Annotated in this window: 13 protein-coding genes; all 13 read left to right on the top strand. The window is 30.4% G+C overall.

Annotated features, from left to right (window positions below; genetic code table 11):
* Positions 1-22 precede the first annotated feature (22 nt).
* Positions 23-775 (top strand): peroxide stress protein YaaA, encoded by a 753-nt coding sequence (gene yaaA, locus J2S15_RS15375; protein ID WP_307409914.1) that lies wholly within the window; start codon positions 23-25, stop codon positions 773-775.
* A gap of 80 nt (positions 776-855) precedes the next feature.
* Positions 856-1527, top strand: a complete 672-nt coding sequence (locus J2S15_RS15370; protein WP_307409912.1) for a response regulator transcription factor — start codon at positions 856-858, stop codon at positions 1525-1527.
* The gene (locus J2S15_RS15365) at positions 1515-2618 is read left to right on the top strand and encodes a sensor histidine kinase (protein ID WP_307409910.1); all 1104 of its coding nucleotides are present in this window, start codon (positions 1515-1517) and stop codon (positions 2616-2618) included. Before J2S15_RS15370 ends, J2S15_RS15365 begins: the two co-directional genes overlap by 13 nt.
* Positions 2615-4057, top strand: a complete 1443-nt coding sequence (locus J2S15_RS15360; protein WP_307409908.1) for an FtsX-like permease family protein — start codon at positions 2615-2617, stop codon at positions 4055-4057. Before J2S15_RS15365 ends, J2S15_RS15360 begins: the two co-directional genes overlap by 4 nt.
* Before the next feature lie 2 nt (positions 4058-4059).
* Positions 4060-4716 (top strand): ATP-binding cassette domain-containing protein, encoded by a 657-nt coding sequence (locus J2S15_RS15355; RefSeq protein ID WP_307409906.1) that lies wholly within the window; start codon positions 4060-4062, stop codon positions 4714-4716.
* Between the two features lie 90 nt (positions 4717-4806).
* On the top strand, positions 4807-5334 hold the full coding sequence (locus J2S15_RS15350; RefSeq protein WP_307409904.1) for an HdeD family acid-resistance protein: 528 nt from the start codon (positions 4807-4809) through the stop codon (positions 5332-5334).
* A 166-nt stretch (positions 5335-5500) separates the two neighbouring features.
* The gene (locus tag J2S15_RS15345; RefSeq protein ID WP_307409902.1) at positions 5501-6166 is read left to right on the top strand and encodes a P-loop NTPase family protein; all 666 of its coding nucleotides are present in this window, start codon (positions 5501-5503) and stop codon (positions 6164-6166) included.
* 79 nt (positions 6167-6245) lie between these two features.
* Positions 6246-6917, top strand: a complete 672-nt coding sequence (locus J2S15_RS15340; RefSeq protein ID WP_307409900.1) for a response regulator transcription factor — start codon at positions 6246-6248, stop codon at positions 6915-6917.
* On the top strand, positions 6905-8008 hold the full coding sequence (locus J2S15_RS15335; protein ID WP_307409898.1) for a sensor histidine kinase: 1104 nt from the start codon (positions 6905-6907) through the stop codon (positions 8006-8008). Before J2S15_RS15340 ends, J2S15_RS15335 begins: the two co-directional genes overlap by 13 nt.
* Complete coding sequence (locus tag J2S15_RS15330; RefSeq protein WP_307409896.1) at positions 8001-9542, top strand: FtsX-like permease family protein; 1542 nt, start codon at positions 8001-8003, stop codon at positions 9540-9542. The genes J2S15_RS15335 and J2S15_RS15330 overlap by 8 nt, the downstream gene beginning before the upstream one ends.
* Before the next feature lie 3 nt (positions 9543-9545).
* Positions 9546-10202 (top strand): ATP-binding cassette domain-containing protein, encoded by a 657-nt coding sequence (locus J2S15_RS15325; protein ID WP_307409894.1) that lies wholly within the window; start codon positions 9546-9548, stop codon positions 10200-10202.
* A gap of 438 nt (positions 10203-10640) precedes the next feature.
* Positions 10641-10940, top strand: a complete 300-nt coding sequence (locus J2S15_RS15320) for a hypothetical protein (RefSeq protein WP_307409892.1) — start codon at positions 10641-10643, stop codon at positions 10938-10940.
* Positions 10941-10959: 19 nt separating this feature from the next.
* On the top strand, positions 10960-12957 hold the full coding sequence (locus J2S15_RS15315) for a DUF1430 domain-containing protein (protein ID WP_307409890.1): 1998 nt from the start codon (positions 10960-10962) through the stop codon (positions 12955-12957).
* The last annotated feature ends 1 nt before the right edge of the window (position 12958 follow it).

The following is a 12958-nucleotide window of genomic DNA, read 5'->3' as shown; positions in this document are numbered from 1 at the left end:
TGTATAAATTTAAGGAGTATATATGTTAATTATCGTATCCCCAACCAAAACTATGAAAGAGAATATAGTGCAGAAAGAAGAACCACTATTTTTTACTAATATAAGCAAAGCAATTATGAAAGAATTACAGAAATTAAAAGAGAATGAGATTAAATCCTTAATGAAAGTAAATGATAAGATTGCGAAGTTAAATTTTAATCGTTATCATAACTTCAAGTTTGATGATCAAGGAACAAAGGCAATCGAAGCCTATCAGGGACTTCAATATCAATATATGGATATTGATACATTGGATAAGAAAGATAAGAAGTTTGCGGATAAACACTTAAGAATCTTATCTGGCTTGTATGGAGTGTTAAAACCAAATCATGTTGTATATCCTTATCGATTAGAAATGCAGGCAAAGCTTTCGGTAAATGGTCATAAAGATTTATATGATTTATGGAAAGAAACAATATCAGATCATTTGATCAAAGAATTAGATAATCATAAAGAACCAATTATCTTAAACTTAGCATCCAATGAATATAGTAAAGTACTAAATAAACATTGTAAGAAATATATGATTACAATTCAGTTAAAGATTGAAAAGAATGGAAAAATCAAAACGGAATCAACCCAGGCAAAAATGGTCAGAGGTAGAATGGTATCGTATCTTTTGAGAAATAAAGTGGAAACACTAGATGCATTAAAACAGTTTCAGGAAGATGGTTATCAATTTGAAGAATCATTATCAAATGAACATGAATATGTATTTGTGAAAAGAGAAAAATAATAAATTAAGGGTGCGATTGCACCTTTTCTTAACAATCATGTAACAAAAAAAATGCTAAAATCAAAGCAGGAGGTAAGGATATGCGCTTATTAATTATTGAGGATAATATTCAATTACTAAACAATATGAAGAAAAGTTTTGAGCGAGAAAACTTTCAGGTAGATATTGCTGCTACAGGACTTGAAGGAGAAGAAAAAGCAATCATTAATGGATATGATGCTATTCTTTTAGATTTAAATTTACCAGATAAAGATGGTTTAGAAATCCTGAAATATCTTCGTAGTGAAAATATCAATACACCAGTATTAATTATCACAGCTCGTTATGAAGTTGAAAACCGAATGAAGGGATTAAACTTAGGAGCTGATGATTATGTAGTAAAACCATTTGAACTAGGTGAATTACATGCAAGAGTACATGCAATCGTAAGACGTTATTATGGTAGAACGAATCCTGTTATTAGTGTTGGTAATTTACAAGTATCCTCAATTGAAAGAACAGCTAGATACAAAGGTCAGAAATTAAATCTCTTACCAAAAGAATTTGATATTCTTGAGTATCTTGCAATGCGATATCCTGAAATCGTATCAAGTGAACAATTAATGGAACATGTCTACGATGAACATCTGGATCCATTTTCATCAGTATTACGGGTTCATATTGCTCGTTTGAGAAAACAAATAATAAAAGAAACTGGAGAGAACTTATTTGAAACAATCCGAGGAAGGGGGTATCGCTTATGCGAAAAATAAGTAATCGTACCCGAAAAGGAATTTTAATAATGAGTGTTATTGTATTGATTGCACTTTCGATATCATTGGTATTTCTATACCAACAAAAGCTAAAAGATGTGCAAGCAGATGATTATTCATATTCTGGTTCACAAGTGTTTACGACAAATGAGATGAATGAAATTATGAGAACGGATCTTTGGAATGGAGAGCGATTAGAGGGAGATGCTACTTATGCATCAAATTTATTTCAACAATATGCATCTACCGCATTGTCACAAATGGTGGTTTATATTATAGGTCTTATAGTGATTGCGGTTGTGTTACTTTTTATCATATTGAGATCAATGAAAAAAATCTATCTAAATGAAATTGAGAAATCTGTAGCAGAAGTGTTAGACATCGAAACGATTGAATCTAATGCGGATATAAAAGAACTAGTACTAAATATGAAAAATGAGATAGAGGTTAGTGCACATGATTATCGTCAACTACAAGCCTATTTAGCGCATGAGCAAAAGAATTCATTATCTGCGATTAAATCAACTTTAGAATTAGATGGACAAAGTGAATACATTCCATATTTAGATGATATTTCAAACAGTATTGATGATTTACTTACTCTTAGTGAGAGTAATGACTCTATATCAGATACGGTTGTAGATTTAACACTCATTTGTGCAAAATCTGTAGATTTATATAAGAAGAAATTTAAAGAAATATCTTTTGAATTTGATGAAGATGAAGAAACATTTGTTTTAGGGGAAGAGCGGTGGTTATATCGTGCAATTTGTAACGTGTTAGATAATGCAGTCAAATATGGAGAAAAGAAGCCAATTCAAGTTAGACTAAAGCGAAAATATAATAGTATTATTGTTTCTGTGATGGATCAGGGAATAGGAATTGAAGAAAAAAATCTTTTAGTTATTTTTGAAAATCGATATCGTGTCAATGAATTAAATAATGATGGTTATGGTATTGGTTTAAGTTTAGTGCAGCATGTATGTAATCTTTGCAACGGAAATGTTTGGGTGGAGAGTGAGCTACATAAAGGCACGATATTTTATATGTCTTTCCCTTTTGTGGATGTGCAAGAAGGGAGAACAATATGAAAACGATGCGACTAGCTTTAAGAAATATGAAAGCAAATTGGATGTTTTGTCTTATCGTTTGTATTATTAGCACATTTCTGTTATCAAGTTTTATATTTGTATCTGCTTATCAATTGCAGATACATGAAAGAATAGAAGAGAATAAAGAAAAAGTCATGAATAAAGTATTTTTGAAAACCAATGAAAAAAATGAGTTTATGAATGATGAAGATGCAGAAAGCATGCATCAACAAAGTTACTTTTATAAAAAATGGGATTATTTCAATGTAGTTAAATCAGTCAATGTAACTTATGAAGAATTTCAAACATATGCTGCATCTGAGTTAGTAGAAGATTCATATTATCAATACAATATCCATGTGGAAATACATGAGGATGATGTTAATGGTTATAAAGATGACCTTACTGAAAATGGATGGGGACCAATGATTATGATTTATGCAAGTAATGACTTGGGTGTAAATGCTTTAGGGAGTCAAATCGATGAGCCACTTGAAGGAAGAATGCCAGAACAGCTAAATGAAGTAACTTTGAAAAAAACAGAAGCAGAAAAATATAAGTTATCAATTGGTGATCGTTTTCGTATAAAAGAGGATCATATTAATTATCTAGGAGAACAGGATGGGCCAAGTATAGAAAGTACACTAACGATTGTTGGGATTAGTGAGAAAGCAACCTACACAACAATTGATACAATAGAAGCATACAACAAAGGATTTGAAGAGATGTATATAGCAAATGATGGAGAGGTTCCATATTATGTTGGATACTATGTTACAAATGATGTTGTATTTAATTTACATGATTATAATGATGTAAAAAAATTTATTAATGAAGTATCACAAACAAACCCTGACCTCGCTGAAATACTATCTTATGATACAGATGCATATCAACAATTAGTAACTACACTTGAGATGACCAACAAAGATTTAAATAAGTCATTATTGTATATTTCAGGTATATCAATATTGTTAATATTGATTGTATCTATATATGAATATCAAAAACGAAAAAAGGACTTCAATATTTTAGAATTACAAGGAATGACAAAGAAGTCGATTATTCAACAGCTATTGGTTGAGAAACTATACATTGTTATAGTTGCAATAATTGCTAGTTTCATTCTATTTATATTATTCGCTCAACCAATATTAGATCAGATATTACTCCAAGTAAAAGATAGTAGAATTGGAGTAGACATATATGAAAATTCATACCTTTACACAGATTGGATGTCGAACTTAACGAATATAAGCCTCTATGATTCTCATCTGTTAAATGTAAATGATATGTTGATAATTCCAGTAAATTATAAGAATATCTCTTGGATAATCTTTATCATCGTCGGTTTACTGATTCTTGTTTGGAGTAATATCTTTGTTGCTATTAGGGTTATTAGAAATAAACAACTTCACCTAGGAAGAGAAAGGATATAAGTATGTCAATTATTTTAAAGAATGTAGATATTTATAGTGGAAAAAAAGGAACTACTTTACATAATGTTGATATTGAATTTGAGGCAGGTAAGGTCTATGGGGTGCACTGTGATATGTTGGATGGTAAGAAACCATTCATGGATGTATTGCTTGGTTGTGAAACTGTGGAGAATGGTGAAGTGATTTATAATGGTGAGCAGTTGTATCAGATTGATCTGCCAAAGTTTCGCTCTACTGTGGGAGTTGTATATTACGAGGAAAGCTTACTGCAGAATTATAGTGCTATTGATAATGTAGTGATTGCAATGGAAATTGCGCAAATCAGTGAAGAACATAAAAAGATGTTTGCACTGGCATTGCTGGAGAAATATGGATTCAATAAGAAAGATGCAAATCATCCAGTTAGAAAACTAACGCATAAAGATCGTAAAATCATTGAGATTGTTCGTGCGCTTTCTAAAGATCCAAAGATTATTATCATTGATAATGTGTTGGCACAGTTAGATGAAGAAAAGCGCTTATTGTTTATAGAAGAACTAAAAATGCTAGCTCACCAGAAACAAAAATGTATCATTTTATTTGATCATGATCATTTCTTAGAGAATGTCGCTGATGAACTGTGGGCAATGAAAAATGGATATTTAAACTTTATTCGTTAAGAATCTGTTAAAAGCCTATTTTCTCAATCACTTTACTTCCCATTTTTACTTGTAAGGAGTATTTTATAAGTAAAGATAGGAGTGAAATATATGAAGGAAAAAAGAGTTATAGGGTGGTTGGAACTGATTATTGGAGTTATCTTCTTGATATCTGCATTCGTTAGTTTTGCCAATCCAACAAGTGCATTAAAAACATTTGTAATTTTATTCGGTATTACTGCAATTATGAAAGGGATTGGATCAATTGTAGGATACTTTAGAATTAAACATCTATCAGGGATGGGAATTGTTCTAGCATTGGTTACAGGAGTACTTGATATCTTAATTGGTGTCTTGTTTCTTACAAACCTTGCATCAGGAGTATTTACTTTAGGTATACTATTTGCTTTATGGATCTTACTTGATTCTGTTACAGGATTATCAAACATTGGATTCTTAAAAGATATTAGTACTGGAATGTATTGGTTATACTTAGTATTGAACATTCTTTCATTAATCATGGGTGTGTTGTTACTGTTCAACCCAATTGTTGCAGCATTAACAATGTCAATGATTGTTGGAATTTATTTCTTGATATTTGGTGTACAGTTTATTATATATGCCTTATACAAATTTTAAGAGCTTCCGTTAAGGAGGCTTTTTTAATGTACAATTAAAAAATTCACAAGAAGTTCAGATAAACTTAAGGATTAGTTTAGAAAATTACGCTTTAATAGAAGTAGGCAATTTTATAAATCCATGCCTTGTAGAGTGAGATGCATAATTTTACGAAAGGAGATACTGCATGTTAGAAATTAAAGAAGTGTGCAATACATTAAATGTATATCAGTTATTGCAAACAACAACAATTAATCTAGATAAGGGGATGGTTTATGGGATTATAAGCGATAAGGAAGAGGTGGCTGACAGTTTTGTGGCAGCACTGTTGGGAATCGATCCAATTAGTAGTCTTATGATTCAATATGACAATCTGAATATAGAAGAAATTAATAAGAATGAATATCGTAAGAAAATAGGATGTTCACTTAGAGGTGATTATCTTTTAGATAATCTAAGCGCAATTGAAAATATTATGTTGGTAATGAATTGTGAAGAAGTGACGCAGGAGCATAAAGAATTTGTTGCTCAATATATAAGTAAGTTATTGTATCAGTATGGAATTGATAAGGAGCGTATAAAGCTACCAGTATCAGAGTTTAATGATAGTGAAAGAAAGATTGTTGAAATCGTTCGGGTGTTATCAAAGAATCCAGAAATCATTGTAGTTGATCAGTTATCTTTGGTTGAAGATACTATGAGAAAACGGCTGGTTGATCAGTTACGACGTTATGCAATTACAAATAAAAAGTGTTTGATTTTATTAGATCACACATCTGACTTAGAAGAATATACAGATGAGTTGTGGATACTAGAAAGAAAACGTACAGGACATATAAAAGTTTCTCAATAACGAGAAACTTTTTTGATGGATTAACAAAAAGTGAACAATCTCTTTGATATAATAAAATCAGAAAAGAGAGGAAGATACTATGCGCTTACTAATTATAGAGGATAATCAGGAGTTGTTATCCATTATGGAGGAAAGTTTAAGGAAAGCTGAGTTTCAGGTAGACACAACTGTATCTGGACTGGAAGGAGAAGAACTTGCTTATGCCAATGAGTATGATGCGATACTTCTGGATTTAAACTTACCAGATAAAGATGGTCTAGCAATTTTATCATTCTTACGTGAATCAAATGTAAATACTCCTGTATTAATTATTACTGCAAGGTATGAGGTCGAAAATCGTACTGCAGGACTTAATTTAGGTGCAGATGACTATATTGTGAAGCCGTTCCAACTAAGTGAGTTACATGCGCGCATTCACGCTGTTATACGCAGGTTTTATGGCAGAACCCAACCGGACATCAAAGTTGGTGGTTTGTGCGTATCACCACTTCGTAGAAGTGTGAGTTATCAGGGAAAAGAAATTGGATTGAAACCAAAAGAATTTGATATTCTAGAGTATCTTGCTTATAAGTATCCAGATGTGGCAACTAGTGAATCAATTGCTGAACATGTATATAATAATGAGTTTAATCCATTCTCTTCTGTACTTCGTGTACACATTGCACAATTAAGAAGAAAAGTGCTGGAAGTAGCTGGTGTTGACTTAGTAAAAACAGTACGTGGAAAGGGGTATCAGTTATGCGAAAAATGACAAAGAAAAAGGCAATCATAATTAGTGTAATTTCATTTTTTGTTGTTAGCACATTATTTGTTGTATTTACTTTATTTTATCGCTATCAAGTAAGCGAAGCACAAACAAATGACATAGACTACAAGTCAGTTCGTGTAATGACTCAACGAGAATTGGAAATGTATTCTCATGCATTAATAGATGAAGAACCGACATTGTTATATCAAGATCCAGTTGAGTTATCCGCTAAAATTAATGAGTATACAACTACTGCATATACAAACAGTGCAATATTATTAATTGGTTATATTGTTGTAGTGGGGTTATTAATTGTATTGATGTGGAAACTAATCAATCAAATTCACTTAAATCGTTTAAGTGAAATAGCAGAAAGAGTTATTGGTGTGAATAAAAATTATGATGTATCTGATATCGAAAATGTAATGCAGGTAATGAAAGATGATTTAAACCGAAATGCAAATGATTATCGTAGGCTCCATTCTTATTTGGCTCATGAACAGAAAAATGCACTAGCAATTGTTCGTTCTAAAATAGAGCTGCAAAATACAATTGGAATATTAGATGATTTAGATGGAATATCGTCTAGTATTGATGATTTATTAACTCTTAGTGAAGATCGCTATCAAGTTAGTATGGAAGAAATCGAACTAGTAGAAATTGCAGCAAAAGTGGTTGATGAATTTTCTAGAACCAAAAATATTGAATTTACGTTTGATGAGTATATTGATACAACAATTTTAGGTGAAGAACGTTGGCTGTATCGTGCAATCAGTAATCTATTAGATAATGCAATCAAGTATGGTGAAGACAAACCAATTTTAGTATCACTTTATAGTGATAAAGATAATATTATTGTTGAAGTAAAAGATCATGGAATTGGTATTGCAGATGAACAAAAATCAGTCATTTTTCAAAATCGTTATCGAATAAATGAATTAAATAAGAATGGCTATGGAATTGGGCTGAGCTTAGTCAAACATGTATGTGATCTTTGTAATGGGTTTGTTTGGGTAAGTAGTACAGTAGGACAAGGTTCTACATTTTATCTATCATTTCCAAGGGTGTATAAACGAGGTGATTTAAATGAATAAGTTAAAAATAGCGGTACGTAATTTAAAGGTAAATAAAGTTAAAACGGGAATCTATCTTATACTAATCATAATTATTGTATGTGCACAGTTTTTATCATATGCATCATATCAACAATACAATGAGAAATATAATGAGTTAAAATATGATTTGCGTAGGCATGTAAGTCTAGGTCTCTATGAAGAATCAGAGAGTGATTATAGAGAAAATCCTTATTTGAATACAACATCACCACCAACATCATTGATAACGGAAGAAGAATATAAGCGATATAAAGATTCTGATTTAATTGAGAGTAGTAACTATAATGCATATGCACATGTTGTAACCACTCCAAAAGCAACTAGAAAAGAGTTTGATAATCTTACAGAAGAAGAAATACATATGTATGAATGGGGGAGTGGTGGTTATGAAGGTGCAGATCCAGATAGCTATCCAAGTACTTATATGGGAATTTTTACGCTTTCAAGTAAAGAATCTTTATATGGAATGCATTATGACTATACATTAGTTGATGGTGTAGATACTTTAAAAGATGGTGAAGTTTTGCTTAGCAAAGATGTCGCAAACCAACTAAGAGTAAGTGTCGGGGATTCCTTGCCAATACATCAGCCAGTTTATGTGAATGGAGATACTTTAGCTACAGATGATTATAAGGAAATTGAATTATTGGAAGAACAATATGTTGATTATACATTAAAAGTTGTTGGTATTTATAAACTTGATTTTAAACAAGGCATATCACCAGAAGATTGGGGATATGATGAAACATATTCGCAAATAGGAGTAAGCTTTACAACGACAAATACAATAGTTGAATATGATAAGTTAGTACAGGAAGTTTCAAATGATGACAAGTTTCAAAACTATATAACCAATGAATCCTATGCCAATACTAATGTGGAACTTGTTTTAAAGAATCCTAAAGATAAACAAAAACTACAAGATGAACTATATGAAAAAGGATTGAATAATGATTATGCAGTATTGTCGGTATATGATGGTGTATCCAGTGAAATGACTCCAATTATGAATGTAAGGTTACAATTACAAGTTGCATGTATTATAACTACGATTATTGCGATCCTCATATTGGTAAGTATGATGATATATGATAGTAGGAAACGTAATAAGGAAACCACAGTTCTTTATCTTTTAGGATATTCGAAAAAAGATATATGGCAAATTATGTTTATTGAAAAACTGTTATTGTTGTTAGTTGCTGCTGTGGTCGCGATAATTGTCGTAAGTATTGCAATGAGAGAGTTGCTTTACTATATGAATATAGCGAGTTATGAACATTACTATGTTGATATGTTAGGTTATGATCTAGAGGTAGGGCCTGACTTTGTGTACTATTGGTCATTCGGTGGTTTGGATTGGGATAGTGTCAATGCTTTTGTGAATTTAAAGGTAGGATTACAACCACTACATTATTTACTGTTAGTTGTCGTTTGTATGCTTGAAGCTTTCTTGATAAGCGGTGATGTATTAATAAAGAAAATCAGTGATTATGATTTTCTAGGAAGGAAATAGGAAATGTTAGAACTTAAGGAAAAACAAAGTTTACAGAATAATGAGCATTTATGGCAAACCAATGTACATTTTGAAAAAGGAAGAATGTATGGTGTTGCTACACAAAGTAAAGCAGATGTAGATAAGTTTGTTGAGGTTTTGTTAGGACTTAAGAAGTTTGAAAATATTCATATTCTTTTTGATCATAAAAATCTTGAAGAAATCAATAAAAATGATTATCGTAAGAAAGTGGGATGTTCATTTAGAGAGGATACACTTATTGATAATTATAGTGCAGTAGAGAATGTGATGCTAGCTATGGAAATATCGGATATTCAGGAAAAACATAAACAGTTATTTGCAAGTGCATTGTTGCAACGTTATGGAATTGATGAAGCTCTAGGAAAAACAAGAGTATCTAAATTAGAGCCTACACAAAGAAAAATAGTTGAAATTGTTAGAGTGTTGGCAAAAGATCCTGATTTAATTATCGTTGATAATCTATTGAGCGAAAAAGGTAGTCCTCAAATTATACAGTTCTTAGAAGAATTGAAAAAGTTAGCAGTTATGAAAAACAAATGTGTCATTCTTCTTGATGATAACCCTAAACTTGACGAATATACAGATGAATTATGGGGATTAAGCAATTGTCGATTACATTATATTAAAACTTCTCAGTGAGGAGTGGTTAAACACTGAAATATGGTATTGTAATCAACTAATGCAATCCGCCTTCCTTGAATTAGTTATAATTTGACATATTTATAAAATATATGTATTATAATAATAAGAGTACTCTTTTATTAAGTAGATGAGTATACACAACAATGTATGGAATAGACGGTAATAAACAATCTAATAATTTTTATAATAAATATCCGTCAAGTAAATTAAAATATGAAAGCTAATTGGTAATCAATACTATATGTTTTTATTATACAAAAATATATTTGGTTTTAATAATTGAGTAACAATTATTCATGTTTCTTATATAACCTAATGACTATTGATTAGTATTTTACATTATTACTTTGGATGCAAGGTTGAAAACTAGAAACTAGTTTTAGTCTACAAACAATAAGCTTTAATTTAACAAACAAAGAAATCTAGGAGGAGCATATGAAAAAAATGAAAAGAATAGGGATAGCATTAATGCTTGCATTAATGTTTGTTCCGACCTTGGTAAGTGCAACAAATGAATATTATTCGGATTCGTATATGATGTATAGATATTCAGACAGTAATTTGAATGGTGCAAACTGTACAGCTATGACAGAACATAATCAACGATACAGAAATGCAACAGCGGAAGTATATCATTCAAATGGAACAGGGCAATCACAAACAAAAGGTCCTGGTGTTACAGCACGAGTATCAATATCTACAAATAGATACAGTCATATTCATGGAAGAAAGTAAGCTATAAGAGAGATTATATATGAAAAAGATCTTAGTCATATTAAGCGGAATATTTATGGTATTCTGCTTTCTCTTTATTAATATAGAGTCAAGAGAAAACTATCTCAAAACAGAGATAGAAAATGATTATTTAGGTGAAAGTTTTCAATTTATGGTATATCAGCATGAAGAGCAAGGTTTTACGAAAGATGATATTCAGTACATTGTAGATTTAGCAGACAAATATAAGGTGACAGTTTTCACAAATACGGGAAGCACTGATAATATAATTAATCAATTTTTAATTATTAATGACGAGAAGATGCTGAATCGATATCATGTAGACTCAACATTTAATTATTCAGATAATGCAGTTATTTCAACTGATAGTAAGTTATCAACAACTGAATCTATTAAAAAGTATGATAATAGTACTATAATTACGAAACAATCATTTTTTAGTGAAGATAATACCTCTTTAGATGGCTGGTATAATGTTTATGGAGAAAATAAAAAAGAATTTTATGAAGAATTTAATGAACACTTTCCAAACGATACAGAAGTAATTGAGATTCATGGTGATGAACACGAAGTAGAATATTTAGAAGATACGAATCAAGATAAATTAGTGAAATTCGGATTGCTATTTAGTTGTAGTGCAGTCGTTATTTTATTGTTGTTTTTTTCAAATCAAAGTAGAGAAATTTCAATAAAAAAAATGAATGGTTATAGTTTGTTGAAAATAATAAAAGATAGCATGTTAAAACTTACAATTATTATGTTTGTTTTTGATATTGTAATTACAATTGCTATGCTTTTACTAAATATTCCTGTAATAAGTTCAGTGCACATCCCTCTTATGTTAAATCTCGCTGTTGCTATTCTTATAAAATATGTTGTACTTATTTTTGTCTATTTAATTGTACTAATGTATATTAAGACGATTAGTATAAGTACACTGATTAAAAGAAAAGGAATATCTAGGTTTATAATGAATCTAAATACAGTAATGCGAGTTGCTTTTGTTTTCATTTTAAGTGTTTCCATATTTAAAATGTTACCTGAATTTAATAATTCATTGCGCATGGCATTTGAATATAATGAGTTTATTGATACATGTGGGGATTATGCGCATAGTGTTTCTGTGAATGGATTCTTAGATGAAGAAGAAAACTTGAAAATAGACGAGTTTACGCAAGAACTTCAAACAAAAGATGGGTATTTTGGGGTATATACGGGTAATTATGACAATAGCTTGGATTTAGGTTATTCGTGGATAGATGTTAATCATAATTATCTAAAAAAATTTCCGATATATAATATTGATAATAACCAAATAATAAATCTAGATATAAATAAAACATATTTACTAGTTCCAAAAGAGTATATTGAAAACGATGAATTATATAAAAGTAGCGTTGAAAGAATGAAAGAATTTTTAACTTTTGAAGAAATTATTATTGAAGATGAGCAAAAAGTATTTACTTTTAATATCGAGCATTATGAAGGAGCATTAGGATATGTAAGACAAGTACCTATTCTTGTATCGAATGATTTTTCTTGGTACAACATATATTTTGATAATCCCAAGGAATCAGATTTCATGGAAATACACAAGATATTTGAAGATGCTGGGATTGAAACGACATTTAACTATGAATATGCAAAAGATGAAGCTTCATTTATCTTCAATAGTAAATTGTCTAATGTCATATATGAGGGTTCTGTTATATTATTATACATAGCATTACTTACTCTACTAATTGTTCAATATCTATTACTGCTATTTGATGTTAACAGAAAAGAATACATGATTAAAAAAATGAATGGTTATTCATTCTTTAACAGATATACTGATATCGTTTTATTACTAGTGAGTTCGTATTTAATCAACTTTTTATTAATGAAATTTCTTGGATACGAAATAACTGCTTTTGTAGTTTTATTGATAATTATGTTGCTGGATATGCTCTTTACAACATTAGTAATTAAACATGTTGAAAAGAAGTCTATAAGTATCGTGCTGAAAGGAGATTAAA

The organism is Breznakia pachnodae, from assembly GCF_030814225.1.
Lineage (GTDB): Bacteria > Bacillota_I > Bacilli_A > Erysipelotrichales > Erysipelotrichaceae > Breznakia > Breznakia pachnodae.
Note: the sequence above shows the minus strand (reverse complement) of the source record. Positions and strands in the feature narration are given on the sequence as shown.

Coding starts and splice junctions, on each gene's coding strand:
- yaaA (WP_307409914.1), top strand. CDS start 23: ATGTTAATTATCGTATCCCCAACCAAAACTATGAAAGAGAATATAGTG.
- J2S15_RS15370 (WP_307409912.1), top strand. CDS start 856: ATGCGCTTATTAATTATTGAGGATAATATTCAATTACTAAACAATATG.
- J2S15_RS15365 (WP_307409910.1), top strand. CDS start 1,515: ATGCGAAAAATAAGTAATCGTACCCGAAAAGGAATTTTAATAATGAGT.
- J2S15_RS15360 (WP_307409908.1), top strand. CDS start 2,615: ATGAAAACGATGCGACTAGCTTTAAGAAATATGAAAGCAAATTGGATG.
- J2S15_RS15355 (WP_307409906.1), top strand. CDS start 4,060: ATGTCAATTATTTTAAAGAATGTAGATATTTATAGTGGAAAAAAAGGA.
- J2S15_RS15350 (WP_307409904.1), top strand. CDS start 4,807: ATGAAGGAAAAAAGAGTTATAGGGTGGTTGGAACTGATTATTGGAGTT.
- J2S15_RS15345 (WP_307409902.1), top strand. CDS start 5,501: ATGTTAGAAATTAAAGAAGTGTGCAATACATTAAATGTATATCAGTTA.
- J2S15_RS15340 (WP_307409900.1), top strand. CDS start 6,246: ATGCGCTTACTAATTATAGAGGATAATCAGGAGTTGTTATCCATTATG.
- J2S15_RS15335 (WP_307409898.1), top strand. CDS start 6,905: ATGCGAAAAATGACAAAGAAAAAGGCAATCATAATTAGTGTAATTTCA.
- J2S15_RS15330 (WP_307409896.1), top strand. CDS start 8,001: ATGAATAAGTTAAAAATAGCGGTACGTAATTTAAAGGTAAATAAAGTT.
- J2S15_RS15325 (WP_307409894.1), top strand. CDS start 9,546: ATGTTAGAACTTAAGGAAAAACAAAGTTTACAGAATAATGAGCATTTA.
- J2S15_RS15320 (WP_307409892.1), top strand. CDS start 10,641: ATGAAAAAAATGAAAAGAATAGGGATAGCATTAATGCTTGCATTAATG.
- J2S15_RS15315 (WP_307409890.1), top strand. CDS start 10,960: ATGAAAAAGATCTTAGTCATATTAAGCGGAATATTTATGGTATTCTGC.